Genomic DNA, 25,947 nt, shown 5'->3' with positions numbered 1-25,947 from the left:
GGCTCGCCACCCAGAAATCTTCATCGTTAGAATCCCTGTATGGCCGTGACATTGCGCGATGTCGCGCTGCAGGCCGGCGTCTCGGTGCGAACTGTCTCGAACGTCGTCAACGGGAAACCGCACGTGCGGCCCGTGACCCGGGCACGGGTCCTGGACGCGATCACCGCGCTCGGGTACCGGCCGAATCTCTCCGCGCGTCAGCTCAAGTACGGCCGCGGCGGGTTCCTCGCGCTCGTCGTCCCCGAGCTCGAGGCGCCGTATTTCGCCGAACTCGCCGCGCTCTTCACGCAGGTGTGCGTCGAACGTGGTTACCTGGGACTGCTGGAGAGCACCGGCGGGACCCGTGAGCACGAGCAGCTGGTACTGCGCGGCGCCCAGACGCACATGATCGACGGAATCCTGTTCTCACCGCTCAGCTTGTCCGGCTCAGAGCTGGCAGAACGCTCGCCGAGCCAGCCGATGGTGCTGCTCGGCGAACGCGAACCACCGTCCGGCTGGTCGCGCGTCGCGGTGGACTCGGTGGCGGCGTCGCGTGCCGTCACCGAACACCTGATCGCCACCGGCCGCCGGCGGATCGCGGTCATCGGGCACTACGAGCACGACCACAGCATCGGCACCGGGCTGCTGCGCTTCCGCGGTGTCATCGAGGCTCTCGACGCCGCAGGGCTGGCGTTCGACCGGCAACTGTTGCTGGGCGTCCGCAAGTACGACCAGGAGTCCGGCCGTCGCGCGATGCTGACGCTGCTCGAGCGGGCCGAACGTCCGGACGCCGTCGTCTGCTTCAACGACCTGATGGCGCTCGGCGCGATCCGGGCCTGCTACGAGGCCGGTGTCGCGGTCCCGGACGAGATCGCGATCGCCGGGTTCGACGGAAACCGCCAGACCGCGTTCAGTACGCCGTCGCTCACCACGATCACGCCCGACATGGAGGCGCTGGTCCGCAGCGCGGTCGGGCTCCTGATCGACGGCTGCGACGACGGCGTACAGGTCGACGTACCGTGGTCGCTGACGATCCGGGAGAGCACGGCCGGCCGGTCATCGGGCAGTCTGGTTGGCGCGCTGCCGGTCCGCGAGCGGGATCGCCTCGAGCTTGCGGAGGTCAACGGTGCCGAACATGTCGGCGAACCGTGACAGGGGTTCCACCTCGGCCACCGTGCACCACGGCAGCCAGACGTTCGTGCCGTTGACGACCAGGTCGCTCAGCCCGACGGCCTCCTCGACCAGGCCGGGTACGGCGTACCCCTGTGACTGGCCGGTGAGCTCCGTCGTCCGCACTCCGGCAGTGAGGATGGTCGTCGCGACGTCGCGGTAGTGAGTGTCGCCCGTGAACAGGAACAGGCGGTAGAAGTTCCAGCTCTGGTAGCAGATCCAGTTGTCGATCCCCGAGTGGCCGGAGGCGATGAACGACAGGCCGAACGCGCCGTCCCGGGCATACGAACGGCGTGGTGTGTCGATGCGCCACCGCCACCCGACGAGCCAGGTCTCGGTGAAGTCCGCCGCCCGTTTCGCCAGCTCGAGCCAGCGGTCCTCGCCGGTCAGGTCGTGCAGCGCGAGCGCCGCGTTGAAGGCCATCCCGCCGGCTTCCTTGTCCAGCACGTTCGGGTTGTCGGCCGTGCCGCCGATGAACTGCCAGTCCTTCGTGTTCGCGACGTACCACTGACCGGCCGCGACGGCGGCCTTGCGGTACTTGCCGTCGCCGGTCAGCGCGGCCGTGTGGCAGAGGAACCGGATCGGGTGCGACGTGTTGGTCCGGGCGTCGCTCGCGACCGAGCCGTCCATGGTGTACGAGCGGGCGAACGAGCCGTCGGCGTACTGCTTGCTCACCAGGAAGTCGGCGAAACCGGTGACCGCCTTCTCCCAGGTGGCGACGGGTTCGCCGCGGTCGCGCATCAGCCGACAGGCGTCGACCATGCCGTCCATCCCGTCGGAGGCGACCCGGACGAAGATCTGGTACCAGTCCCGCCAACGCGGTTGGTCGCCGTCGATCCACAGCCGGACCAGCCCGTTGGGCAGCGGTGACTCGGTCGCCCAGAAGTCGAGGATGGCCTTGCCCTTGGCGAGTCGCGCGGCGTCTCCGTCCAGCAGGCCGCTGCGCAGCAACTGGTAACCCGCGGGAACCTGCTGCCCGACGAAACCCATCATGTAGCTGACCGCGTCGGCCTCACCGCTGTCCAGGCGGGATCTGAACGGCAGCCCGGGTTTGCCGTTGTACCTGGCGACCTGGCTGTCCAGGAGCGCCAGACCGGAGGCGTGTACGGCGCTGTTGCGGTCCCGCAGCGGGGCGACCTTGAACAGGCTCCAGTGGTCACGCCAGGCGTCGCGCGCCGCGGTCGCGAACGTGTCGGAGGCTGCGGCCGCGATGCGCACCTGGTACGTGTGGGTGAACCCGGCGCGGGCCGGGTGACTGCGGCGGGTCCATTGCCCGCCGAGGTAGGTGACGTCGCCCTCGCTCCCGGGATACGCGATCGCCAACGCGGCCTTGCCCGCGGTCTGATGTACGCCGAGGGACGCGAACTGGACGTCTCCGTGGATCCACCAGGCGTTCGAGTCCTCCGGGTACAGTCCGTTGGTCGCCGTGGCGGGTGCCGCGTCGACGTGCGCGAGGCTGAGGGTCTGTCCGCTGCGGCGGTTGCGGAGTGCGGCGAACGGGAGGCTCAGCCGCATCTCCCGGACCAGGATCCATTCGGCGGCGTCGTTGCCCGCGATCCCGCCGCCGAGGCCGGTCGTGCTGCCGGTGCGGATCGCCGGCAGCAGCAGGTCCTGGTCGGCGAGCGGTCCGGGATCGGCCGGGCTGATCTCGAGGCTGGAGCCGAATCCCATCTCCTGCAGCGGATTCGGGGCGGCGGCGGTCACCGATCGGGTGAGGGTGACCGCCGCGCCGGCGATCCGCCAGTCGTCGCGGAACGTGTAGCGGCCGCCGGTCGGCGTACGGACCTCGCCGGTGCCGGTCGCCGTACTCCCCGAGATACTGAGCGAGGTGTAGCCGGCGGCCGACCTCGCCGGGGCGTCGCCGACCTTCACGTCGAGGCGGAGCGGGTCCTTGCACTCCCAGACGACCTGGCCGCCGGCGACCGCGCGGATCCCGGTCCGGGCGGCGTCGGCGGCGGGGATCTTCTCCAGCGTCAGTCCGGTGATCGGTCCGGTGCCCGGTCCTTTGACCGGTCCTGCTGCGGTCGTGGCCCCCGCGGACTGCAGCGGGAGGGTTGCGGCGGCACCGCCGGCCGCGGCCACGGTGACGAAGGAACGCCGGGAAACGTGCATCATCTGCTCCTCAGCAAGGCGGGTCCGACGGGCATCGTGCCCGGACACTCTGGCACCGTCTTGTGCATCGATGCAAGAGTTCAGGCGACTGTCGACCCCCGGACGACCAGCCGGAACGGCGTCAGCATCCGGGTGAAGCCGTGCGCCGCAGGCCGCCCGTCGATCCGGTCGACCAGCAGCCCGACCGCCTGCCGCGCGAGCTCGTCCAGGTCCGGGGCGACGGTCGTCAGCGGCGGCTCGGAGAACGCGCTCATCGCGATGTCGTCGATCCCGGCGACCGCCACGTCGCCCGGTACCGCGAGGCCGTGGTCGCGGATCGCCCGGAGCGCACCGTGCGCCAGGCTGTCGTTGAACGCGAAGATCGCCTCCGGCGGCCGCGCCCGGCGGCGGAGCAGTTTCGCGACGTCCCGGTACGCCCCTTCGGCCGACCACGGCCCGCTGTCGTAGTCCAGGTTCAGCAGCCGGCCGAGCCGCGCCTCGGTCATCGCCTGCCGATACCCCTCGAACCGCAACCGCGCCGTCTCGGTGTCCTGGTTGCCGTACGCCAGGATCCGCCGGTGCCCGCAGTCGATCAGATGCTGTACGACGGTCCGCGCGGCGGCGACGTTGTCGATCCCGACCTGCGGCGCGTTCGCGACCGGCGGCGACTCACCGAGGATGACCGCGGGCAGCTCCGCGATCCCCGGCGCCGGACCGGCCACCGCGTTCAGCAGTACCCCGTCCACCATCCGGGTGAGCGACCCCTGTAGCACCTCGCGCTCGATCTCCGGAGCGTTCCCGGTCGTCTCCACCAGCACGCTCAGCCGATGCTCACGGGCCGCACGGATCACGCTCTCGGCCAGCGCCGCGAAGTACGGCTCGGCCAGACTCGGGACCACCAGCGCGACGAACCCCGTCCGCCCGGACCGGAGCCCCCGGGCCAGGTAGTCCATCTGATACCCGAGCTCGTCGAGCGACGCCTGGACCCGTGCCCGCATCTCGTCGCTGACGTACGCGTAGTTGTTCACCACGTTGGACACTGTCCGCGGCGAAACCCCCGCATGCGCAGCGACATCCTTCATCCGCACCCGACGTTGCACCATCACCAGATGATGCCACGATGCATACAAAATTGCAGGATTAAGGCAGATCCTTCACGATTCGTTGCGGATCGGAGCAGTGCCGTATTCTCGCGCCGTGGCATCGCATCCTCCGCTCCCCTGGGAGCTTCCACCGGCGGCGGAGCGGCTCGTGGACGAGTTCCGCCGTACCGGGGCGTTCCAGGTGCGGACATCGCTGAGGGCCGTCGCGGGGATCGTCGCGTGTACCCTGCCGTTCGTCGGGATGTTCGCGTACTCGTTCACCAGCCCGAATCCGTCGATGCCGGTCGCCATCGGTGCGGTGTTCGCGGGACCGGTGCTCGGGGTCGCGATCTGGATCGCGTGGCTGCTGATCCCCCGGGTCCGGGTGGTCGCCGACCGGGACGGGCTGACGGTGCGCGGCCGGCGGGTGGCGTGGGCCGAGATCTCGGAGTTCCGGATCGGCGTCGCCCAGAGCCGCGCGACGTACACCTATGTGATCGCCGAACGCACCCACCCCGACGGACAACCGGCCCCGGCGGTCAGCCTGCCGCTGCTCCTCAGCCCGCAGGCGCGGACGCTGAAGACCGCCCTCGACCTCCTCCTGAACGAACACCACGCGAACACCCGCGGACTCCCCGGAAGGATCCAGCGGTGGCCGAACCAACCGTGACCCGCAAGTCCCCCTTCGGCTGGACCGCCACCGCCGACAACACCGGCCTCGCAGTACTGCGCGACCCGAGCAGCCACGTCCGCGCAACCTGGCAGCTCCTGCGCTGGACCGGCGGCGGCAAGGCACTGCCCTTTGAACCGCCGGCCACCACCACGCTGATCCCGTACATGCTGCAGACCCACCCGGTCACCGTCTACTACCCGGACGCCCCGTCCGAAGAGGCGCTGATCACCTTCGGCGCCCCCACCCGCAAACGCCGCCGCGACCACAACGGGACGCTGCACCTGGCAGGGCGCACCTACCAGGTCCTCCACTTCCGCCGCATGCGCACCGAACTCCACCGCGCCGGCACCCGGATCGCGGTCGCCAAGAGCGGCGTCTTCGGCCGCCTGCACCTGAAGTACGCCGCCCCCGCCGGCGACCTCGACCAACTCGCGATCGCCCTCCTCTGGTTCGCCATCGGCCCGGGGCGCCCGGGCGCGATGGCGATGCTCACCGAGTTCATCTCCGTCTGAAGCAGTACGCCGAGCTACGCCCGTACGCCGATCAGCCGGTCGACGTACAGGTACGGGACGTCCGGGTTGTCGACCGGCGCGATCCAGAACCAGTGGATGGTGCTCGGGTCGGTGTCGCGCTGGTAGCTGCCCGGGATGGCGAGTTCGTGGTACTGGCCGTCGCGCATCGACTCGACCGTCGGGAAGGCCACGTTGCCGAACGGCGGCCAGACGCCGGTCGCGAGGGCCTGCTTGGTGCCGTCCGCGGCAGTGGCCGGGATCCGGGCGGCGACGTACAGCTTCCAAGTGCCCTCCGCCGGGAGCTTGTCGAGCGGAAACATGACCGCCCAGTCGGTGTTGCCAGTGGCAACCATTCGTGCGGTGCCGTGGTCGGACGCGAGGTCGTCGGGCACGATCGCCGCTGTCTTGGTCGAGATCGTGAAGTCGAAGTCCTGGATCTCGAACCAGTCCCCCGCCGGCAGCCCCAGCGCGACCTGCGGCACCGGTGCCGGCACCCGCTCCACGACCGTGGTCGCGCGATCGATCATCTGCTGCAGCGTGCCGCCGGTCTCGGTGTACTGCGTCAACCCCGACTGGATGATCTCTGTCTTGAACCGGGCCAGCCGGTGCGTGGTGTCCGGGTCCCAGTCGATCCCGTGCGCCTTCGCGTACCGGCCGAACTCGTCCCGCCGGATCAGGATCTGGAAGTCGACCCCGAGCCGTACGCCGGCCAGGTGCGCGGACAGCACCCGGTCGTCCTGCACCAGCGCCTGCGCCTTGTCCAGCAGTACGTCGGCCGCGGTCAGCGACTCGAAGTTCAGGTACGGCGAGTTCTCCGGCACGAAGCACGTCAGCCGGGTGTTGGTGGAGGCGACGGCATCGACCATCAGCTTCATGTAGTCGTACAGCGGCCCGGCCGCGGGACCGTAGTACCCCTGGAGGAACTCGCGGATCAGCGCGTCCGGGTCCTCGGCCGGGTTCCACATCAGCCGGGACAGCACCCAGATCCGCAGATGCGCGAACTCGGCGCCGCGGACGTTCCACGCGCCTTCGCCGAAGTACCCCTGGATCGACGGGATCTTGGCGAACTCCGGGAACGACTCGCACATCGCCCACCAGTTCGGGAACGGCTGCGGGTAGGCGTGGAAGTCGCAGAGGTAGTCCCAGATCACGATGTTCTTCGCGATCCGGCCCCACTCGCGGATCCCGGCGTCGACATCGGCGTTGCCCGGGCCCATCAGCGACCTGCCGAAGTCGGCGAGGATCGGCGCGACCGTCATCACCACCGCGTCGTGCACCTTCATCCCGGTGGGCGGCGTGAAGCTCCAGGTGTACGCCTCGGTCTCGAGCATCGCGTCCGGGATCTGCTTGGTGACCCGGGTCGCCAGGTCGTTCATCATGTCGACGAGCGGCGCCGACCAGGCACCGCCGTGCAGATCGGCGAACTCCTTGCTGGCCGGGTCGATCGTCCACGGCTGGTCGTTCTGCGCGAACGCCGCGGTCGGCGGCTCGCCGTTGGCCGTCCGCTGCCGGATACCCGCGATCAGCCGGTCGGCCGCGGTCGCCCGGGTGGTGCCGTCCATCATCGCGAGCTGCCCGCCGGACGCCCACTTCGACTCGGGCAGGATCGTGTTGAAGAACTCCGGCTTGTCCTCCGGCCAGTACCGCGACCAGGTGTCGATCCCCGGCGTCCGTGGCAACGTGTCGAACTCGTCCTGGCCGCGCAACCCGTTCAGCAGGTTGTGCTGCCGGTACGCCGCGTCCTTGCCGTCGCCGGCGGCGTACTCCCGGAACCGGAACCGCGGGACCTGGTCCCCGTTCAGCGCACTCACCGCGAGCGCGAGCGTCGGCGACTTCGGGATGCTGGTGAAGTCCGGTGACCACCAGCGCACGCCGCACAACCGGTCGAGCACCCAGTAGACGCCGTACAACGTGCCACGCGGGATCGGCCCGGTGAGGTAGATGGTCTGGCCAACGGTCCGGAGCGCGAAGCCGTCGTCGCCGAGCTTCTCGTAGTCGAGGCGCAGCCCGGCGGTCAGTGGGTTCTCCCGGCCGAGCACGATCAGCCGGTCGCCGCCACCCGGAGGCTGCGCGCCGACCAGGATCGGCAGACTGACACCGGTGATCGCACCGATCGTCTCCGCCAACTCCCGCGCCGCCTGCCGAGTGACCGGTCCCTCCCCCGGCCCGTGGTAGATCTTGTACTTCGGCGCCCCCTTGTGCACCAGTTCCAGCGTGGGCGATCCGGCGTACGCCGTCCTGGGCACCATCGTCGCGGCGGCAGCGACGCCGCCTGCGGCCAGCACGGTGCGACGTGAGATGTTCGACATCACAGGTCCTTTCTGAGCGGACAGTCCATCGCAGGCCGCCGGTTCGCCTCCCGCGAATGTATGAGACAGAATCATTCATCTCAGACCATGAGTGTCAAGATCATGAGTGAAAATTTTCACTCAGCGCGCTTGACGGACCGTCTCATCCGCCGACACGATGACGACGTGAGCGTTCTGTCCCAGCTGGCCACCGCCGCCGACGACCTCCCCGAGGGGATGCGCCGGATCGCGTCGTACATCGTCTCCGACCCGGCCGGTGCCGTCGGCGCGACGATCAACGAACTGGCCGATCTCAGCCACACGTCCCCGGCGACTGTGAACCGGTTCTGCCGGCGGCTCGGCTACACCGGGTACGCCGAACTGAAGGTCGCCGTCGCCACGGACAACGGCCGCGCCGAACAGGCCAACTGGCAGCAGGCGATCGGCTCCGAGGTTCAGCCCGGCGACTCCCTCGAACGCACCGCCGCGGTGATCGCGGGCGGCGACATGCTGGCGATCCAGCAGACCGTCGACCAACTCGACGTCAAGACCCTCGCCGCCGTCGTCCACGCCCTTGCCGCGGCCCGCCGCATCCACCTGTACGGCGTCTCCGGCAGCTCACTGGCCGCCGCCGAGATGCGGCACCGCCTGAACGTGATCGGCCTGCCCGCCTGGTCCTGGTCCGACGTCCACGACGGCCTCGGCGCCGCCGCCGCACTCGAACCCGGCGACGTCCTGGTCGCCTTCTCGCACAGCGGCCGCACGCACGAAGCCGTCCAGGTCCTGCAGACCGCGGCGGCCGCCGGAGCCGTCACCGTCGCCATTACGAACTCCACCGACAGCCCCTTGGCGGCCGCCGCCGACCATTGCCTCCTCACGGCCGTCAACGAGGGCTCCCTCTTCCGCTCCCAAGCCCTCGCCGCCGGCCACTCCCAACTATTCCTGGTCGACCTGATCTTCGTCGCCGTGGCCAACCACAGCTTCGAGCGCTCCCTCGCCACCTTCGAAAAGGTCGCCCACGCGGTCCAGCCCCATCTGGTCGACCGCCGCCGCTGACTGCGTCCAGCGCACGGCCGCAGTCAGGAGTTGTGTTGTCTGGCCAGGTGCCGCATCGCTGCGGCAAGCGACGCGGTGGCGTTCTCGACCTCCGCCTGTGTCGAGTCCGTCGAGCGCAGTGTCGTCTTGGCGGCCTCCAGTGCCGGGAGCAGCGGCCGCCAACTCGCCGGTGTGTAGAGCTCGCTGTCGAGAGTGTTCGCGCGGTCGATCAGGTGCTCGAGCTTCGACGTCGCGACGGTGAACGTCACCGGGCACAGGACGTACTCGTCGCCCTTGGCGTGGGTGAACAGGAGCGAGGTCGACCCCGAGTCTCCGGTGGTGAGGTCGACGGCGATGCCGCCGTCGGCGCCGACGCGGGGAGTGCCGGAGACCGACGCCACGGTCTCGTCCAGCGAGGTGACACCGACTTCGTCGTCAGGATCCCGGGGCGAGATGGTGCCCGTGACAACTGTCTTCCGGCGCGGGTCCACCCTGAACGGCGTTGCCCCGCAGCGCAGGGTGTACCCGCCGTACACCTCGAACTCGAAGATCGACAGCCCGTACTGCGTGGCCGGCAGGCCGACGATGCGAACGTAGCGGGCCACCGACTGGCCGAAGTCGACGACGTTCCGCAACTCCGCCGACGACTTCTGCACCCGCGCCAGCACAGTCCAGTCCTGGCCGTTGACCGATCCCTCGATGCGATAGTCGTTCGAGGTCGCCGCTTCCCAGGCGACGACGACCTGGTTGACCGGTTGCTCCTTCCCGAGATCGACCTGGAGCCATCGTTCGGTGGTGTACGGCGCTGCCTGCCGTTGCGACGCCCACCGCGTGGTCGGGTTCCCGTCGTTCGCATTGGCCGCGTTCAGACTGGCGTTGTAGGTCGAGTCGGCGCTGACCGGCCGGTGCAGCGCGAGGTTCTCACGGCCGCCGGACGAGGGTGGTGCGTCGGTGATCCGCTCGTCGTCGAACACTTCCAGTTCCCACAGCGACACGCCGTACTGGCTGGTGCTGCGCTGACGCGACTGCATGCGGACGTACCGTGCGGTCTCGTCGACCTTGACGAGATCCGTCCCCCCGTCGGAGCCCGCGCCGCTGGTGGCGTACGCGTCCCGCCAGGTCTGACCGTCGTCGGACACCTGGATCGCGTACTGCTTGGCGTACGACGCCTCCCACCACAGCCGGACCGTACGGATCCGTTGCACCGAGCCGAGATCCACCTGTACCCACGCGGTGACGGACGAGTTCGCACTCCACCGCGTGTCCATGCTTCCGTCGGTGACGCTTCCAGCGGTGCCGCCCGACGAACCAGAAGCCTGGACGGGCTTGCCCAGCGCGCGGTTGATGCTGGTCTCGGTCCCGAACTCCTTCACGGAGTACCCGCGGCCCGTCGTGCTGTCGATCATCAGCAGCCGGACGTAGGTGGCCGGCGTCGGCGCCGTCGTCAGGTCGACCCGTCCGCCGCTGCCGTCCCGGACGAACCGTTGGTCGGTCCACGTCTTGCCGTCCAGGGAGGTCTGGAGCAGATAGCGCTTCGCGGCATCGTCACCCCAGGAGATCGATACGCCGGTCAGGAACGATCCGGATTCGAGCTCTTTGCTCAGCCACGCCGACCCGTCTCCCGCCGAGTGCCAGGCCGTCCCTTCGTCCTGGTCGCCGGCCAGGGCGGCCTTGCCATCGGCCGTCGACGTGCTCGCGGTGTAGTCGGAGTTCTCCCCCGGCACCAATGCCGCGGTGACGGTCCGGCCGAGGTTCGGACCGGAGCCGAGCGCGAAGCTGCCGTGCGCGGTCTGCTTCGTGTCGTGGAGAGTGACGTTGACGATGAGTCCTGGCCGGCTGGGGTTCGCGACGCTGACGACCGGAGTTGCACCGGACTCGTCGAGGATCACGATGCTCGGTTGGCTCACCTCGAGGCTTCGCCCCGCCCCTAGCTCCAGCCGTCCCGGACGGTAGAACGTCGCCATGGTCCGATGCAGCCCGGAATGCTGGACAGCCTGGACGTCGGTGTCGTTGCGCAGCACCTTCACCGCCGGGTTCGCGGCGTACGCCTGCACCTGGTCGGGCTTCTTCCCGGGCAGTACGACGTACTCGTAGCCGGCGTCCTGCGGTTTGACCCCGTGATCGACGTACAGCGTGAACGCCTGCCGGCTGACGGGGTCCTGGTCGAGCCAGCTGCCCGTTTGGTTCTTGTTCGCGACGTGCACGCCCTGCTTGGCCGGGAACACGTACCCGACCTCGTCGTTGTAGGCCCAGGAAAGGTTCTCGACGGAGTCGGTCCCGGCCGGCACCGGCTTGCCGTCGGCCGACGCGTTGCCCTTCGCGACGGCCTGGTTCACGGTGGTGTGGATCGGCGCGCCGGAGGTCGACGTGATGCCTGAGCCGAGCGCGACCATCTCGTCGTCGAAGTAGTAGTAGCTCTTGTTCGCCTTCGTGGCGGCGCGATCGAGGCTGTACACGCTTGCGCCGTAGGTTCCGTCGGAAACTCCTCCGGTGAAGGCTCCTCCGTTCCCCGTCGAGCCCTGGGTCTGCTCCTTGACGTACGGCGCGGTCACTCCGGGATAGTGGAACCAGTCGAAGGCCGGTGCGAGGCCGGAGTACTCGTGGTTGTTGACCTGGATCGCGGTCGCGCCGGCGCTGTTCCAGACGATCTCGTTCCCGACCTCCGGACGGAACGTGGAGCGGTACTCGCTGCCGACGGTCCGGCTGGAGTTCAGCCGGGTGAAGATTCCGTAGCCGTCACGCAGGTGGGACGAGAACTCCGAGCGCCAGAAGTACTTGTCCCCCACCAGCCCGTTCGACCGGGTCTTGCCGAGGATACTGTCCAGCAGTCCGCGGTACGCGCTCGCGTACAACGGATCGGTGCGGACCATCTTGGTCAGCGGCTCGATGAACTCCGAGCTCTGGCTCGTCACGCCGGCGATGGTCTTCGGCGGCCGGTAGCCCAGGTACAGCATGCCGATCTCGCCGCGGATCATCCACCGCGTCCCGTTGACGATGTAGTTGGCGATCGTGTCCAGGTTGTCCCGGCTGAACGCGAACCCGGTGCCGCGCGCCGCGTCGGCCCAGAGCGCGACGTTGACGAACAGGATCATCCCGTAGCCCTCGCTGTACAGCTGGGCGCCGTGGGCCCAGAAGCTGGCGTCAGGCTGAACCGCCTCGTGGACAGCGCCGGAGTTGTCGACGGTCACGGTCTGCACCATGGTGTCGAATCCGGCGCGGATGTTCGCGTCGTTGTGGGTGGCGAGTGCCTCGAAGAGGTAGTTGGTGGTCCGCCAGGCACCGTTCGCGCCGACCGGATCCAGCTTGCCGGTGTTGTGCCGCAGCGCGACGTCCAGCGCCTCCGGGGTCAGCACGTCGCCGACGAAGATGGAGATCCGGCCCATGGCGATCGACTCGCCGATCTCGGTCTCCCACCAGTTCTTGTTCTTCGGGTCGGCGACGTCCCAGTACTTCAGTGCACGCTCGAGCGCGTTCAGCACGACGGGGCTCTGATACCCGCTGGCCTTCGGGTCACGGTAGGCCTGGGCCATGGCGAGCATCCGGTACAGCGCGATGTACGCCGACCACACCGCCCCGTTCGCCGAGCTCGTCGTGTCCGTGTAGTCGACATCGGACCACGAGCCGTCGGCTGCCATGGATTCCGCGTACTGCACGGCCTCGGACATCCGGCCGAGGTAGATCCCGTTGGCGATCCTGATCTCGTCACCCTGGTCCAGGTAGTACTCCTGGAGGCGCGAGACGATCGTCGCGACATCGTTCTTGCCCGACGCCGCCGAGGCCGCCGACGCCGGCGGGACGGCCATCAGGCCGCTACCCACGACCACGACGGTCAGCGTCATGGCAATCAGGAACCTGAGGTGTCTCATGTCCAGCTCCCTTTCTGACAGTGTTCGAGTTCGGCGACGCCGATCCGGGAGTCGGCCATGCCGTAGAAGACGAAATGCCGATCGCCGATCTTCTCGACCGCTGTGGGGAAGACGACGTTGCCCAGCGTGCCCTGCAACTCCTCGTCGGTCTCCGGTACCAGGAGCGGCTCCGGCGTCCGGGCCAGGACGCGCCGCGGGTCCGCGGGGTCCAGCAGCATCGCACCGGCCGTGTACCGCGCGCCGTGCGCGAGCTCGAAGCCCTTCACCGCCGCTCCGGTCACGCCGTGGTGCAGGACGAGCCAGCCTTCGGGTACCCGCACGGGCGGCGGCCCGGCGCCGATCTTCGACGCCTCGAACGGCATCTCGGGCGCGGCCAGCAGGTCCGACCCGTGCACCAGGGTCAGCATGGTCAGATCGCGCGCCGCCCGGTCCAGGTCGACGTACCCGATCCAGATCGACGGTCTGTCGTCGTCGATGCCGGCCGGCGTCGGTGCACCCGCGCCGGGGCGCAGCCAGTCCAGGTCCCACATCGGCCGGTGCAGCAGGGCGAGCGCCGGCCGTCCGTCCGGTCCGGGGACCGCCTCGGGGAAGAACGTGATGTCCTTGTTCGCGAACAGATTGAGGTCGGTGTCCAGTTCAGGCTGGTAGGCGAACCGGATCGGCCCGAGACGGTGCCAGTCGACGGTGTCGCGCGAGACGGCGAGGGCCGGGCGCGGGCCGAGCGGCCCGTACGCGACGTACGTCATGACGTACAGCGCGAGTGGTGCGACATAGGTGATCCGCGGGTCCTCGACGCCCGCGTTCAGCCGGCCGTGTTCCCAGCCCTGGTCCGGGGCGAGGGCGACCCCGAGCCGTTCGACCCCCACCGGTACGCCGTCCTCGACGACGACCCGGGCCCGGCCGATGCGCGACACGTTGCCCTGCGCAACGAGGCGGGGATAGAGGTACAGCTCGCCGTCGCTCCCGCGCGCCGTTCCCGGGTTGAGGACACCCTCGACCTCGAGCGGGTTGCCCGGCTCGGGGCGCATGATCGGGCCGAGCCGGCGCAGCCGGTACGGCACCGTCGAGACATCGGAGATCTGGGTCATGACCTGGCTTTCGGTAGAGGTCAGCCTTTGACGGCCGAGCCGAGGTTGGCGGAGGTGAAGTGCCGCTGGAACAGCACGAACAGGACGACAGCCGGAATCGCGAGCACGCACGCCCCGGCGAGGACGGCGCCCATCGGGTTGGCCTGGAAGGTCGAGTTCGCCTGCGAGAAGTTCGCCAGGCTCACCGCGAGCGGCTGCATCGAGGCGTCCTTGGTGACCAGGAACGGCCACAGGAACTCGTTCCACGGACCGATGAACGTCACCAGCATCGCTGTCAGGATCGCAGGCCGGACCAGTGGGACCGCGACCGAGATCAGGATCCGCACCTCGCCCGCCCCGTCGATCCGGGCAGCGTCGAACACGTCCGGCGGGATCTGGCGGAAGTACTGCCGGAAGATCAGCACCGCGACCGAGTTGACCGCGAACGGCAGGATCATCCCGAAGTAGCTGTCGGCGAGGCCGAAGTAGCGGACGACCATGACGTACAGCGGGATCATCAGCAACTGGAAAGGGATCGCCTGGACCAGCAGGACCAGCGCGAAGACCAGACCCTGACCACGGAACGACAGCACGGCGAGCGCGTAGCCGGCGAGCAGACCGAACACGAGCGTGAGACCGACGACGCCGGCGGTCATGATCAGGGAGTTCAGCAACGACCGGATCAGGTTGATCGAGCCGTCGACACCGGCGAAGTTGTCCAGGGTCAGATTGCGCGGTAACGGCAACAGTCCGAGGATGCCGGTGTCGCGCCTCTTCTGCAGCGCACCGATGATCAGGTAGTAGAACGGCACCAGCGCGAGCAACGCACCGAGCAGCAGGACAACGAAGCGCAGCACGGCCGCCGGAACACTACGCCGTCGGTTCAGCACGTCAGCGCCTCCCCTCGGTCACACGCCGGGAGACCAGCGTCAGGATCATCACGCCGGCGACCAGCAGCATGCCGATCGCCGCGGCGATGTCGGGCTGTCCCTGCTGGATGCCCTTCTGATACATCAGCAGCGCCGGCGTCATCGACGCACCCCGCGGTCCGCCACCGGTGAGCAGGTACGGCTCGGTGAAGATCTGCCCGGTGGTGATGATCGCGAGCAGGACGATCAACGACGTGACCGGCCGTACGCCGGGCAGCGTCACCGCGCGGAACCGCTGCCACCGGCCGGCGCCGTCCATCTCCGCCGCCTCGTGCAGTTCCGCCGGGACGTTCTGCAGCGCCGCCAGGTAGAGCAGCACGGAGAACCCGAGGTTCTTCCAGGTCACATAGACCGCGATCAGCGGCATGATCAGGCCGCGGTTCGCCAGCCAGCTGGGATCCGGGGCGAGGTCGCCGAGCGCCTTGTTCACCACCCCGTTGCTGTTGAACAGGAAGATCCACACGGCGAGTGTCGCGACCGACGCCGTGACGTACGGGATGTAGTACGCGACCCGGAAGAACGCCTTCCAGCGCGTGACGGCGTTGAGCCCGGTGGCCAGGAGCAACGCCAGTACGACGGTCAGGGGGACGTTGATCACCAGGAACAGCAGCAAATTGCCGAAGGCCTGCCGAACCGCGCGGTCGCCGATCACCCGGCGGAAGTTGTCGAACCCCACGAACGGATGCGGCACCCGAACCCCGGGCGCGGTGAAGAAGAAGTCGTGGAACGCCATCCAGACCCCGAACCCGAACGGAACCAGGAGCACCGCGACAACGAACGCCGTGTACGGCGTGCTGAGGACCAACCCGAGCGGATGTTCTCCGAGCAGGCGCTGCAGCCGGCGGCCGGGACGGCTTGCGGCAGGCAATGCCCTAGAGCCCATCGATCGTGCCGGCCGCGTCGCCGAACGTCTTGGGCAGATCGCCCTTGCCGGACTGGACGGCACTCGTCCACGCGTCCCGGAACGTCTGCATCCGCTCGGTGAGCGAGTCGACGTTCGGCACATCGACCGCGCGCGGGACCGCGGCCGCGAACGGCTCGAAGAAGGCGTTCTTGCCGAGGAAGGCGGCCGCGAGCTCGGGTACGTCGGTGCGGGTCGGGAACTGCCCGGTGGTCTCGAGGAGCGCGAGGTCGTTCTGGTCGTTCGTCGCGAACTTCGTGAACTCCCACGCGGTCAACTTGTTCTTACAGGCGGTGAACAGGCCGATGTTCTTGGAGTCGGCGAAGGTCGACGTCGCATCCGCCGCCTTGCCCGCTGCCGTCGGGATCGGCACGACGCCGTACTTCACCTTGCCGTCGAACTGCGCCTTGCCCCACGGGCCGGCGACTCCCATCGCCGCAACACCGTCGGCGAACGGTCCCGCCCACATGTCGCCGCTGTAGGCCTCCGCGGAGGCGTACCCGTTCGCGTACAGGGTCTGCCAGAACTTCAGCGTCTGCATACCCTGCTCACCGGTGAACGTGGCCTTCCCGTCCTTGATCAACTGGGTCCCGCCGGAGTTCGCCAGGTAGAACGGGTAGAAGTCGAAGTTGACGTTCGTGTAGTCGGCCGTCGCGGGCGGGTAGATCGCGACGTCCGCCGCGCCCGAGTCCTTGATCGCCTTCGCGGCGGCGAGTACGTCGTCGTACGTCGCCAGCTTGGGGTGCGCCGGGTCGAGGCCGGCCTTCTTGAAGACGTCCTTGTTGTAATAGAGCATGAACGGGTTCGTCTTCCAGGGAACCTGGTACAGGCCGTGGTCCGGGCTGCGGAAGCCGTCCGCCGCGGCTCCGGAGCGGGCGGTGATGTACTTCTCGGCGTCGTCGAAGGTGCTCGAGAGATTCACCAGGCCGCCCTGCTTCTGGAACGCCGGGACGGCCGCGGGTGCGGTGTTGAAGACCAGGCAGGGCGCGTTTCCTGCCGTGATCGACGCCCCGATGACGTCCTCGGACGACTTCCCGGCCGGGATCGCCTGCGCCGTGACCTTCTGGTCCGGGTGCTGATCGTTCCAGGCCTTCACGACCTTGCCCGCCCAGGTGATCTCCTGCTTGTTGGTCGAGTACCAGATGTCGATCGGTCCGCTGGTGAGCGCGGTCGCCGTCGCGCCGCCGGAGCTCCCGGACCCACACCCCGCCAGCGCCAGTACCGCCAGTACCGCCAGCGTCGCTGTCGCAGCAGTCGCCACACGCCTCATCGCGCCCATCTCCTCGCCCGGACCCCCGGGGCCCGCTTGTCGTCATCGGGATTAAACCGGTTTGAATGATGTGGGTCAATAGGTTGCGGCGCGCCAGGCGACGAGCGCAGCCGGACCGGAATATCGTCATCAAACCGGTTTACACCGACTATCCTTGCGAGGTGAGCACAGCGGAGCCATCCCCCACGTCGACCGCCGGAGTCGAGTCCAGCCCGTCCAAGCGGGCGACGATCGGCGACGTGGCGGCAAGAGCCGGGGTCTCCAAGAGCACGGTGTCGTTCGTCGTCAACGGGCGTCCCGGCGTCAGCGCGACCTCACGGGACCGGGTCCTCCGCGCAGCCGCGGCCCTCGGATGGCAGCCGAGTGCCCGGGCCCGCGCGCTGTCCCGCAACCGGACCCAGGCTGTCGGGCTGGTGATCCGCCGCGACCCCGAACTCCTGAGCACCGACCCGTTCTTCCCGCAGTTCATGGCAGGCATCGAGATCGGGCTCGCCGCGCGCGAGTACTCCCTGGTCCTGCAGGTCGTCGGCGACGAGCAGTCCGAGCGTGCCGCCTACCGGCGGTTCGCCCGCGAGTCCCGGGCCGACGGCGTGTTCCTCACCGACCTGCGCATCCACGACACCCGGCCCGAGGAGCTCCGCGAACTCGGGCTGACCGCCGTCATCGTCGCTCCGGAAGGCACGGAACCCGGAGGCGATCCCACGATCGGGATGAACGACGACGCCGGCGTACGGCGCGCCGTACACCATCTGCACTCCCTCGGGCACCAGCACATCGCGCACGTGATGGGCACCGCGGGCTACGTCCACACCGAGGCCCGGCGGCGCGCCTGGCAGGGTGCTCTCGAAGAGCTCGGGCTACCGATCGGAACCGTCGTCACCGCCGACTTCACCGGTGCGTCCGGCGCTCGGGCGACCCACGAACTGCTCGATCTCCCGCAGCCCCCGACCGCGATCGTGTACGGCAACGACCTGATGGCGATCGCCGGCATCTCGGTCGCGGCAGACCGCGGTCTCCGCGTGCCGGACGACCTGTCCGTCGTCGGCTTCGACGACATACCGCTCGCGCCGTACACCGTCCCGCCCCTGACGACCGTCCGGCAGAACGTCGTCGCCTGGGGAACGGCCGCCGCCCAGACCCTGGTCGCACTCGTCGAAGGCAAGCAACCTCCCCCGGTGGACCTCCCCCCGGTCGAGTTCATCGTCCGCGGCAGCACGGGCCGGACCAGCACGCGAGACACCGGCTCCCGGTAACGGTTGTCATGACTCCGTCATGTCGCGGCGGGTGCCGGGTGACAACTCCTTGACGGTTGCGTGACCGGGGTTCCGGACTGGGCCGGAAGTCTTAGCTTCGGGGCTTATCGAGCCCTGGAGGAGGACCAATGGCCAGACGACGGCTGGCGGCAGTCACCCTTGCCGCCGTCGCGAGCATCACGCTCGCGGCTTGCAGCAGTGGCGGAACAACACCGTCCGGATCCGGCACGGCCGGCACCCCGGTCGCCGGTGGCATCCTGAACATGCTCGGATCCCAGGACGTCGACTACATGGACCCGAACATCAGTTACTACTCGGTGGGCTACCTGAACCTGCGGCTCTGGAGCCGTCAGCTGCTCACGTACCCGGCGGAAGCCGGCGGCAAGAACACCAGCCCGGTCCCGGACATCGCAACACAGGTCCCGACCGAGGCGAACGGCGGGATCAGCGCCGACGGCAAGACGTACACGGTCCATCTCCGCCCGGGGGTCAAGTGGAGTACGTCGCCGGCCCGCGCCGTCACCGCGGCCGACGTGGTGCGCGGCGTCAAGCGGACCGCGAACCCGGTCCAGCCGTTCGGCGGTACGCCGGACTTCGCCGACCTGATCGTCGGGTACAAGGCGTTCTCCGACGGTTTCGCGAAGGCGCCGAAGACGGTCGCCGGGATCAAGGACTACATCGAGAAGACCCCGCTGCCGGGGGTGGTCGCCACGAACGACAACACTGTGGTGTTCCACCTGACCCAGGCGGCCAGCTACTTCACCGACGAGATGACGCTCCCGGCCCTGTCCCCGGCTCCGATCGAGTCGCTCGACTACCTGCCGGCGAGCACCGAGCTCGGCAACCACTTCCCGTCCGACGGTCCGTACAAGGTCGACTCCTGGGTCCCGACCAAGTCGATCAAGTACTCCCGCAACCCGGCCTGGGACGCGGCCTCCGATCCGGTCCGCAAGGCGTACGTCGACAAGGTCGTCGTCACCGAAGGTCTCACGCAGGACTCGGTGCAGCAGCAACTGCAGACCGGTACGCCGAGCGCGGACATGGACTTCGACCTGGCACCGCCGGCGTCCCAGATCCCCGCCCTGCAGGCGAAGAAGGACCCGAACCTGACGATCGGTGACACCGCCAGTTCGAACCCGTTCATCCTGTTCAACACCGTCTCGCCGAACGAGAACGGCGCGATGGCCAACGTCCAGGTGCGGCAGGCGCTGAGCTACGCGATCAACCGGGACAACATCCTGCAGGTGCTGGGCGGCAAGACGCTGAACCCGCCGCTGACCCATGTCCTCCCGGACGTGATCACCGGCTCGAAGCAGCTCGACCCGTATCCGTACAACCCCGACAAGGCCAAGCAGATGCTGGCCGCCGCGGGCTACCCGCACCTGACGCTCAAGTTCCTGTACCGGAACGCGACCGAGGGCAGCAACAAGACCTTCCAGACCGTCCAGCAGGATCTCTCGAAGATCGGCGTCAAGGTCGTCGGCGTACCGTCGCCGAACTCGGACTTCTACGTGAAGTACCTGCAGGTCCCGAGCGTCGCCAAGCGCGGTGTCTGGGACATCTCACTGGCCGGCTGGGGCGCTGACTGGTACGGCAACGCGGCGCTGTCGTTCTTCAAGCCGCTGTTCTCGGGCGAGCCGTCGTTCCCGCCGGTCGGCAGCAACTACGGCCTCTACAACGATCCCGAAACCAACAAGCTGATCCAGCAGGCCCTGGAGGCGCCCACCGCCGACGCCGCGGCCCCGATCTGGGCCAAGGCCGACGCCCGCGTCATGGGACAGGCAGCGTTCTACCCACTGACCAGCAACAAGCAGGCCAACTACCACGCCGCACAGGTACAGAACGCGGTCTACGTACCCAGCCTGCAGAACTACGACCCGACCAACGTCTGGCTGACCAAGGACAAGCAGGGCTGATCTTCCTCAGTTGCCTCAGTTGCGGCCGACCTCCGCGTCGGCCGCAATCTGCTCGTGGTGCCGGATGACCTCGCTGATGACGAACCCGAGCAGCTTCTCGGCGAACGCCGGATCCAGCTTCGCACTCTCCGCCAGCCGCCGCAGCCGCGCGATCTGAGCGGCCTCCCGGTTGGGGTCGGCCGGCGGCAAATCGTGCTCGGCCTTCAGCCGCCCGACCTGCTGCGTGCACTTGAAGCGCTCGGCAAGCATGTGAACGACAGCCGCGTCGATGTTGTCGATACTGTCCCGCAGCCGCTCAAGCTCTTCCTGTACGGCGTCACCCCTGGTCATGCCGGACAGCATAAGCTCCGAGGGTCGTGGACCATTTCGGGGCGTGGGCCTCGATCAGGCGGTGGCCGATGCGCACCAGCTCGGCGCGTACGGAGGCGGGTTCGAGGACTTGCACGCCGGCGCCGAGGTAGATCAACTCGCACGCCGCCTCGTGCACCGAGGTGAAGGTCGCGGTGAACCGGCGTGCCGTTCCGGGCCCGCCGTCGACCGGCCGGAGATGCGTGTCCTCCGAGAGCGCCAGGTGGACCCGGCCGAGATCCTCCGAGCGGACCTGGAACACCACCTCGACGCGGTAACTCGAGCACGGCACATGCCGGCGATTGACGTCCTCCCACGCCCGGATGAGGTCGAAGTCCTCGGGGCGCTCGACGGGTTCGGTGGTGGCGTCGGCGTTGGTGGCCCAGGAGACGCGAAAGGTTCGCAGACCCGCGTCCGCGCCGGCAACGAGGTACCAAATGCCGCTCTTGGACACCAATCCGTACGGATGGACGCGGTGAACCGCCGCATCGGCTCCGGGCGGGGCGTAGGTGAGGTCGACCTGGAACCCGGCGATCACCGCGTCCCGCAACGGAACGAGCGTGGCAGGCGCGGGTTGTGCTGGACGCCCCCACCGGGTGGGGTCGATGTGGATGGCCCGCCGGGTCCGGTCGGCCTGCTCGCGGGTGGTGGCCGGGAGTGCCGCGAGCAGCTTGCGGACCGCCGAGGTGACGCCCTGTTCCAGTCCGAGACCTGCCAGCAGCTCGGGGCCGGTGACCACGAACAGTGCTTGCGCCTCCTGCGCGGTCAGTGTCGAGAGGTTGATCGCGGGACCGTCGAGCAGCGCCCATCCGCCACCGCGACCGCGTTCGGAATACAGCGGCAGGCCGGAGAGCAGCAGCGCGTCCAGGTCACGGCGGATCGTTCGCTCGGAAACCTCGAGACGCCGCGCCAGCTCGGGCGCGGTCAGTTTCCGGTGCGCTTGCAGCAGCAGCGCGATGGCCACCAGGCGCTCGGCGCGCATAACCGCAAATTAGCAGAGAAACAGGACAGAGGGGTGGCCGGTTTTGTTTCGTACGGTCGGTCTATGACTACTCAAGTGCTGACCGGGCAGCAGATCGCCGCCGCGGGGCTGGACGGGTGGGCCCTGCTGCTGTCGTTCGGGCAGGGCGGCCTGGAAACCCGGATCCACACCGAGAACTTCACCCAAGGGTTGCGACTCGTACAGTCGATCGGACGGGCTGCTGAGGCGCTCGGTCACCACGCCGAGCTCGACCTGCGGCCCTTCCAGATCGACGTACGGCTGTCCAGCCGTGACGGGGGCGGCGTCACCGAGACCGACGTGATCCTGGCTCGCCAGATCGGCGAACTGGTTGCCGCCGAGGGCGCTGAGCTCGAATGCGGCAGCATCACCCGCATCGAACTCGGCCTGGACACACCGGCGTACGACAAGATCGCGCCGTTCTGGGCGGCGGTGCTGGACTCCCATCACGTCATCGGCACCGAGGCCTGGGGGGACGTCGGTGACCCGCGGACGGGGCTTCCGATGCTGTGGTTCCGGACCGCCGACTCGACCCAACGGGCGTGGCATCCGCACGTGTGGGTCGACCCGGGTCAGGTTCGACCACGGATCGACGCGGCACTGGCCGCCGGCGGCACACTCGTCAGCGACCGGGGCGCGCCGTCCACGTGGGTGCTGTCCGACCCTGACGGCAACCACATCTACCTGTGCACGTGGCAACCCGGCGACAGCACCCTGTGCGATTCGCAGTACCGCCCCGGAGGAACCAACTGGACCGACCGAAGCTGACGCTTGGCCGACTCCGGTCATCACACCGCCTGTGAACAAGGACATCTCGATAACATCAGTCGCCCGCCGGCACGACGGCCTGAGCGAAAGGCACCATGACAGAGACACCGCAACCGCGGCTCGGCGTCCAAGGACCGGTGGTCGCCTGGCAGGACCCGTGGGCCGGCGACGCCTCGGACGCGATCATGCGTACGGGAACCGGGATCCCGATCGCCTCGCAGGACGGATGGGTACCACCCGAGGCATTCCTGGGACTGCTGAAGGAACTCGGCGCCGACTTCTACCTCCACCACGTGATGCCCGATCTTGAGGGCCAGCAACAACTCGTCGACGACGTCCGCGACGCCGGGCTCGAGGTGGTGCTGGGCAACGAGTACGGCAACGTGAACGGTCCGTACGTACCCGGCACCAACAGGTACGACGTACCGGATCGAGCACTGTCCGGGGCCGCCGACGTCCTGGCGGGCGTGCTCTACGACGAACCGGAGCATCTCCAGATCAACGCCGCGCAGTACCGCAAGGACGACTACCTGCCGCATTTCGGGTCGACCGGCGGTCTCGATTCCGCTGCCGCCACAGAGCACCTGGTGAAGGTCATCGCCGACCGGGTGCGGAAGATCCAGTCCGTGACCGGAACCGCGACACCGGTCCTGGCCGAACACGTCTTCCCAGTGATGTTCCATACCTTCGCCCGGGCCGGTATGACGCCGTGCCCGAAGGTGATGAAGGAGTCGTTCCAACCGCTGCAACTGGCCACCGCCCTCGGCGCCGCGCTGCAGTACGGCCGCGAGTTGTGGATCTGCGCCGATCTCTGGGGACCCGACATCGGCCCGTGGTTCACCCGCGCTCCCGGGTTCCCCGGCCACTCTCCCCGGGAGTATTCCGCGGCACTGTCGATGGCGTACGCGTTCGGGCCGACGCGGCTGTTCACCGAGGCCGTCGACGTGCTGGCGCGGTACGACGGCCGCGGCTTCCGGCGTACCGAGTTCGGCGAGGTGTGGCATGAGTTCACGAGTCGCTACGTCCGCGACCACCCGTTGCGATGGACCTTTCGCGACGCCCGTCCGAGCACCGTCCTGATTCACGCCGAGGACAGCAACTTCGGACGCGGCGTCCGCCCGTTCGGCGATCGGGATCGCTCGGCGGACGAGCGGTCCGACAGCATCTTCCACGCCTGGCACCTACTGAGCCACGGCAGCATCCCGCGGCACGGCACCTGTATGCACATCGAAGGATTCGAGTCACCCCGCGCCCGGCTGAACGACGTCCCCCGGTCGCAGTTCCCGCTGACCGCCGCCGTACCGGAGCCGACCACCGCCCACCCCCTGTTCCACTCGCTGCACAACACCGTCGTCTACGACGAAACGGTGGGCGCTGACCGGCTGGGTGAACCTGAACTGATCGTTGTCGCCGGCAGCCGGCTCCCCGAGGACACGCTCCGGCTGGTGCGGCAGCGGGCCGAGACCGGCGCAACGGTCGTCGTACCTGACTGGCTCACGAGCCGCGAGTGGACGCGCAGTGAACGCGTCGGCGCGGGTCGGTGGATCGTCACCGACCAACTCGACAGCGAGAACGTCGCGGACACGGTCAGCCCGCTGCTCGGGCAACCAGGCATCTGGACACAGCGGTTCGCCTCCACCGAACTCCGGTTCACGAGAGCCGCCGACGACCCGACCGCACTCGACCTCGAAATCATCAATTAGCTTCCTGTTTTGAATCTATTACTTCAAAAACAGGAAGTAGCTCCTCGGCGCCGGGGCGCGCACCGTGATTCCCGACCTCAACGCACCGACGGATCGCGGACTCCACGACGACGCCGCGACCGTCATCGCCGCTCTCGACAAGCTCGCGCGCGAGGACGACGTCGTACTGGTAGGGCACAGCTACGGAGGCCTGGCTGTGCGGGAGGCGGCGGACGCGCGGGCCGACCTCGTGCGGCAGGTCGTCTTGGTGGACGGCTGGGCGGCTCCCGACGGCGCGAGCCTGTTCGACCTCGCGCCGAGCAGCTTCGAGAAGGCCATGCGGGCGTCGGCCCACACGAACGGGGACGGATCGCAGATACCGGCGCCGCCGCCGGCCGCGTTCGGTGTCGTGGACTCCGACGCTGCCGCCTGGCTCGCGGAGCGTCTCGTTCCGCAGCCGTTGCGGACGTTCAGCGAGGCGACCCGGCTCGGAGGGGGCGTGGACCGAGTCCCCGGGACGGCCGTCTGCTGCACGCCGCCGACGTACGACTTCCTGGGCTTCGGCCAGTCGGTCGGCTACCGCACGGCAACGATCGAAGGACCGCACGGCGTGATCCTCACCGATCCCGAAGGAGTCGCGCGGTCGCTGCTGGAAGCGGCAGCCTGAGGTGGAACAACGAACCTACAACCAGTACTGCGCGACCGCGCGGACGCTCGACCTGATCGGGGAACGCTGGACCCTGCTGCTGATCCGCGAACTGCTCACCGGCCCACGGCGGTTCAGCGACCTCCAGGCAAGCCTCCGTGGACTCGGAACAGGGCTACTCGCCGCTCGCCTCAAGTATCTGGAGCGCGAAGGACTGGCCTACCGGACCACACTTCCGGCACCCGCGCGTACGGCGGCGTACGCGCTCACCCCGGCAGGTGAGGAACTCGGGCCGGTGGTGCTGCAACTGGCGCGCTGGGGCCTGAAGTGGGCGATGGGCGAACGTCAGGCCGATGAGACCTTCCACCCCGGCTGGGCTGTGCTCGGGCTGCAGGCGTGCTTCGACGCGCAGAACGCGGCTGATCTCCGCGCCGTGTACGAATTCCGGGTAGAAGACGAGATCCTCCACGCCACTGTCGACAACGGCACCCTCGAAACCCAGCACGGACCGGCCCAGCGCCCGGACGTCGTCATCACGATCAGCGAGGACACCTTCGTCCACGTGACCGAAGGCCGCCTCACCCTCGCCGACGCCATCAAGACCGGCACCGCCACGGCCACTGGCGACCGGGCCGCACTTCGCAGCCTGAAGGGCTTGTTCCGCCTGCCCACGCCCCAGAACAGACACGAGACCACGGGGTGAGGACGGCGGCGATCGGTCAGCGGCGTGGGCGTAGGACGGCGAAGGGGTCTGTGACGGTCAGTTCGTGGGCGACGAACTTGTAGACGGTGGCCGGGCGGCCGCCTGACTGCCCGTGGGTTGCGGTTCGTTCGGTCGGGACGATCACGTCCCGCCTGGTCAGGACGCGGGTCAGGTTCGTCGCACCGAGCTGGTAGCCCAGCGCCGCGCTGAACAGGTCGCGGAGCTCCGCGATGGTGAACTCGGGCGGGGCCAGGGCGAATCCGATGTTGGTGTAGGACAGCTTCGCGCGGAGCCGCGCCACTGCCGCTTCGATGAAGAAGTGGTGGTCGAACGCCGTACCCGGCAACTCGTCCACCCGGTGCCAAGCGGTGTCGGCCGGCAGGTTGGGCCGTACGTCGGACGGGACGAGACCGAGATAGGCCGTCGCCAGGACACGGGCACGCGGATCACGATCGATCGCACTGTGGGTAGCGAGCTGCTCCAGGTGGGCGACGTCCCGGACGTCCACCTTCGCCGCGAGGTGACCGGTGATCGCTTCCCGGAGCCGTTCGGTGGGTTCGACGCCTCCCCCTGGCAGGGCCCAGCGGTGCCGGAACGGGCTCCGGCCACGTTTCCACAGCAAGACACAGAGGGCGTCGTCACGGACGGACAGGACGACGGCGAGTACCTCGTGAGGATAACTGGGGACGTTAACCGGATCACCTTTCTTGGCTTCGGGCATGCCGGCGATGATACCGTCACCCTAGTTATCGACTCATAGGCGAAAAC

The 25,947-nt window shown here is 68.5% G+C and carries 20 protein-coding genes and 1 pseudogene; 10 read left to right on the top strand and 11 right to left on the bottom strand.

Going from position 1 to position 25,947, the window contains the following annotated elements:
* Nucleotides 1-39 precede the first annotated feature (39 nt).
* Entirely contained in the window at nt 40-1,131 is a 1,092-nt protein-coding gene (locus AB0M51_RS11970) for a LacI family DNA-binding transcriptional regulator (RefSeq protein ID WP_344187816.1), read from the top strand.
* On the opposite strand, the gene AB0M51_RS11965 is transcribed toward AB0M51_RS11970, so the two are convergent.
* Entirely contained in the window at nt 1,036-3,261 is a 2,226-nt protein-coding gene (locus AB0M51_RS11965) for a hypothetical protein (protein ID WP_344187817.1), read from the bottom strand. The genes AB0M51_RS11970 and AB0M51_RS11965 overlap by 96 nt on opposite strands.
* Nucleotides 3,262-3,341: 80 nt before the next feature.
* The gene (locus tag AB0M51_RS11960) at nt 3,342-4,343 is read right to left on the bottom strand and encodes a LacI family DNA-binding transcriptional regulator (protein WP_344187818.1); all 1,002 of its coding nucleotides are present in this window, start codon (nt 4,341-4,343) and stop codon (nt 3,342-3,344) included.
* A 94-nt stretch (nt 4,344-4,437) separates the two neighbouring features.
* On the opposite strand from AB0M51_RS11960, the gene AB0M51_RS11955 reads away from it, so the two are divergent.
* Both AB0M51_RS11955 and AB0M51_RS11950 read left to right on the top strand, forming a co-directional pair.
* On the top strand, nt 4,438-4,992 hold the full coding sequence (locus AB0M51_RS11955) for a hypothetical protein (protein ID WP_344187819.1): 555 nt from the start codon (nt 4,438-4,440) through the stop codon (nt 4,990-4,992).
* Nucleotides 4,974-5,507 (top strand): hypothetical protein, encoded by a 534-nt coding sequence (locus AB0M51_RS11950; protein WP_344187820.1) that lies wholly within the window; start codon nt 4,974-4,976, stop codon nt 5,505-5,507. The genes AB0M51_RS11955 and AB0M51_RS11950 overlap by 19 nt, the downstream gene beginning before the upstream one ends.
* A gap of 14 nt (nt 5,508-5,521) precedes the next feature.
* On the opposite strand, the gene AB0M51_RS11945 is transcribed toward AB0M51_RS11950, so the two are convergent.
* Nucleotides 5,522-7,816 carry a DUF4838 domain-containing protein gene (locus AB0M51_RS11945; protein ID WP_344187821.1) on the bottom strand — a complete coding sequence of 765 codons (2,295 nt, stop codon included), beginning with the start codon at nt 7,814-7,816 and terminating at the stop codon, nt 5,522-5,524.
* Nucleotides 7,817-7,981: 165 nt separating this feature from the next.
* On the opposite strand from AB0M51_RS11945, the gene AB0M51_RS11940 reads away from it, so the two are divergent.
* The gene (locus AB0M51_RS11940; protein ID WP_344187822.1) at nt 7,982-8,851 is read left to right on the top strand and encodes a MurR/RpiR family transcriptional regulator; all 870 of its coding nucleotides are present in this window, start codon (nt 7,982-7,984) and stop codon (nt 8,849-8,851) included.
* 23 nt (nt 8,852-8,874) lie between these two features.
* On the opposite strand, the gene AB0M51_RS11935 is transcribed toward AB0M51_RS11940, so the two are convergent.
* Genes AB0M51_RS11935 through AB0M51_RS11915 form a run of 5 tightly spaced genes read right to left on the bottom strand, consistent with a single transcriptional unit; the run spans nt 8,875 to nt 16,863 of the window.
* Nucleotides 8,875-12,696, bottom strand: coding sequence for a polysaccharide lyase family 8 super-sandwich domain-containing protein (locus tag AB0M51_RS11935; protein ID WP_344187823.1), 3,822 nt, complete (start codon nt 12,694-12,696; stop codon nt 8,875-8,877).
* Nucleotides 12,693-13,784 (bottom strand): glycosidase, encoded by a 1,092-nt coding sequence (locus AB0M51_RS11930; RefSeq protein WP_344187824.1) that lies wholly within the window; start codon nt 13,782-13,784, stop codon nt 12,693-12,695. The genes AB0M51_RS11935 and AB0M51_RS11930 overlap by 4 nt, the downstream gene beginning before the upstream one ends.
* 20 nt (nt 13,785-13,804) lie before the next feature.
* On the bottom strand, nt 13,805-14,620 hold the full coding sequence (locus tag AB0M51_RS11925) for a carbohydrate ABC transporter permease (protein WP_344187825.1): 816 nt from the start codon (nt 14,618-14,620) through the stop codon (nt 13,805-13,807).
* 34 nt (nt 14,621-14,654) lie between these two features.
* On the bottom strand, nt 14,655-15,560 hold the full coding sequence (locus tag AB0M51_RS11920; protein ID WP_344187826.1) for a sugar ABC transporter permease: 906 nt from the start codon (nt 15,558-15,560) through the stop codon (nt 14,655-14,657).
* A gap of 4 nt (nt 15,561-15,564) precedes the next feature.
* The gene (locus tag AB0M51_RS11915; protein WP_344187827.1) at nt 15,565-16,863 is read right to left on the bottom strand and encodes a sugar ABC transporter substrate-binding protein; all 1,299 of its coding nucleotides are present in this window, start codon (nt 16,861-16,863) and stop codon (nt 15,565-15,567) included.
* A 65-nt stretch (nt 16,864-16,928) separates the two neighbouring features.
* Here AB0M51_RS11915 and AB0M51_RS11910 point away from each other — a divergent pair, with 65 nt between their 5' ends.
* Both AB0M51_RS11910 and AB0M51_RS11905 read left to right on the top strand, forming a co-directional pair.
* Entirely contained in the window at nt 16,929-18,116 is a 1,188-nt protein-coding gene (locus AB0M51_RS11910; protein WP_363749187.1) for a LacI family DNA-binding transcriptional regulator, read from the top strand.
* Nucleotides 18,117-18,244: 128 nt separating this feature from the next.
* The gene (locus tag AB0M51_RS11905; RefSeq protein WP_344187828.1) at nt 18,245-20,032 is read left to right on the top strand and encodes an ABC transporter substrate-binding protein; all 1,788 of its coding nucleotides are present in this window, start codon (nt 18,245-18,247) and stop codon (nt 20,030-20,032) included.
* 15 nt (nt 20,033-20,047) lie between these two features.
* Here the strand turns inward: AB0M51_RS11905 and AB0M51_RS11900 are convergent, their stop codons facing one another.
* Both AB0M51_RS11900 and AB0M51_RS11895 read right to left on the bottom strand, forming a co-directional pair.
* Nucleotides 20,048-20,362 (bottom strand): chorismate mutase, encoded by a 315-nt coding sequence (locus AB0M51_RS11900; RefSeq protein ID WP_344187829.1) that lies wholly within the window; start codon nt 20,360-20,362, stop codon nt 20,048-20,050.
* Nucleotides 20,349-21,362 carry a WYL domain-containing protein gene (locus tag AB0M51_RS11895; protein ID WP_344187830.1) on the bottom strand — a complete coding sequence of 338 codons (1,014 nt, stop codon included), beginning with the start codon at nt 21,360-21,362 and terminating at the stop codon, nt 20,349-20,351. Before AB0M51_RS11895 ends, AB0M51_RS11900 begins: the two co-directional genes overlap by 14 nt.
* Nucleotides 21,363-21,425: 63 nt before the next feature.
* Here AB0M51_RS11895 and AB0M51_RS11890 point away from each other — a divergent pair, with 63 nt between their 5' ends.
* From AB0M51_RS11890 to AB0M51_RS11875, 4 genes and pseudogenes are all read left to right on the top strand, one after another.
* Complete coding sequence (locus AB0M51_RS11890; RefSeq protein WP_344187831.1) at nt 21,426-22,148, top strand: 4a-hydroxytetrahydrobiopterin dehydratase; 723 nt, start codon at nt 21,426-21,428, stop codon at nt 22,146-22,148.
* A 95-nt stretch (nt 22,149-22,243) separates the two neighbouring features.
* Nucleotides 22,244-23,851 carry a hypothetical protein gene (locus AB0M51_RS11885; protein ID WP_344187832.1) on the top strand — a complete coding sequence of 536 codons (1,608 nt, stop codon included), beginning with the start codon at nt 22,244-22,246 and terminating at the stop codon, nt 23,849-23,851.
* 55 nt (nt 23,852-23,906) lie between these two features.
* Nucleotides 23,907-24,497: pseudogene (locus tag AB0M51_RS11880) on the top strand (alpha/beta hydrolase); the annotation flags it as partial.
* A 1-nt stretch (nt 24,498) separates the two neighbouring features.
* Nucleotides 24,499-25,179: a winged helix-turn-helix transcriptional regulator gene (locus tag AB0M51_RS11875; RefSeq protein ID WP_344187833.1), complete on the top strand. Its 681-nt coding sequence runs from the start codon at nt 24,499-24,501 to the stop codon at nt 25,177-25,179.
* 16 nt (nt 25,180-25,195) lie between these two features.
* Here AB0M51_RS11875 and AB0M51_RS11870 read toward each other — a convergent pair whose 3' ends face one another.
* Nucleotides 25,196-25,900 carry an NUDIX domain-containing protein gene (locus tag AB0M51_RS11870; protein ID WP_344187834.1) on the bottom strand — a complete coding sequence of 235 codons (705 nt, stop codon included), beginning with the start codon at nt 25,898-25,900 and terminating at the stop codon, nt 25,196-25,198.
* Nucleotides 25,901-25,947 lie beyond the last annotated feature (47 nt).

Source organism: Kribbella sp. NPDC051137, assembly GCF_040682535.1.
GTDB lineage: Bacteria > Actinomycetota > Actinomycetes > Propionibacteriales > Kribbellaceae > Kribbella > Kribbella karoonensis.
The sequence above is the reverse complement of the archived record's forward strand: the minus strand, read 5'-3'. Positions and strand labels throughout refer to the sequence as shown.

What these genes read in the sequence shown, in the direction of transcription:
- AB0M51_RS11970 (WP_344187816.1), top strand. Translation starts at nt 40, where the DNA reads ATGGCCGTGACATTGCGCGATGTCGCGCTGCAGGCCGGCGTCTCGGTG.
- AB0M51_RS11965 (WP_344187817.1), bottom strand. Translation starts at nt 3,261, where the DNA reads ATGCACGTTTCCCGGCGTTCCTTCGTCACCGTGGCCGCGGCCGGCGGT.
- AB0M51_RS11960 (WP_344187818.1), bottom strand. Translation starts at nt 4,343, where the DNA reads ATGGTGCAACGTCGGGTGCGGATGAAGGATGTCGCTGCGCATGCGGGG.
- AB0M51_RS11945 (WP_344187821.1), bottom strand. Translation starts at nt 7,816, where the DNA reads ATGTCGAACATCTCACGTCGCACCGTGCTGGCCGCAGGCGGCGTCGCT.
- AB0M51_RS11935 (WP_344187823.1), bottom strand. Translation starts at nt 12,696, where the DNA reads ATGAGACACCTCAGGTTCCTGATTGCCATGACGCTGACCGTCGTGGTC.
- AB0M51_RS11930 (WP_344187824.1), bottom strand. Translation starts at nt 13,784, where the DNA reads ATGACCCAGATCTCCGATGTCTCGACGGTGCCGTACCGGCTGCGCCGG.
- AB0M51_RS11915 (WP_344187827.1), bottom strand. Translation starts at nt 16,863, where the DNA reads ATGAGGCGTGTGGCGACTGCTGCGACAGCGACGCTGGCGGTACTGGCG.
- AB0M51_RS11910 (WP_363749187.1), top strand. Translation starts at nt 16,929, where the DNA reads ATGATGTGGGTCAATAGGTTGCGGCGCGCCAGGCGACGAGCGCAGCCG.
- AB0M51_RS11905 (WP_344187828.1), top strand. Translation starts at nt 18,245, where the DNA reads ATGGCCAGACGACGGCTGGCGGCAGTCACCCTTGCCGCCGTCGCGAGC.
- AB0M51_RS11900 (WP_344187829.1), bottom strand. Translation starts at nt 20,362, where the DNA reads ATGACCAGGGGTGACGCCGTACAGGAAGAGCTTGAGCGGCTGCGGGAC.
- AB0M51_RS11895 (WP_344187830.1), bottom strand. Translation starts at nt 21,362, where the DNA reads ATGCGCGCCGAGCGCCTGGTGGCCATCGCGCTGCTGCTGCAAGCGCAC.
- AB0M51_RS11890 (WP_344187831.1), top strand. Translation starts at nt 21,426, where the DNA reads ATGACTACTCAAGTGCTGACCGGGCAGCAGATCGCCGCCGCGGGGCTG.
- AB0M51_RS11885 (WP_344187832.1), top strand. Translation starts at nt 22,244, where the DNA reads ATGACAGAGACACCGCAACCGCGGCTCGGCGTCCAAGGACCGGTGGTC.
- AB0M51_RS11870 (WP_344187834.1), bottom strand. Translation starts at nt 25,900, where the DNA reads ATGCCCGAAGCCAAGAAAGGTGATCCGGTTAACGTCCCCAGTTATCCT.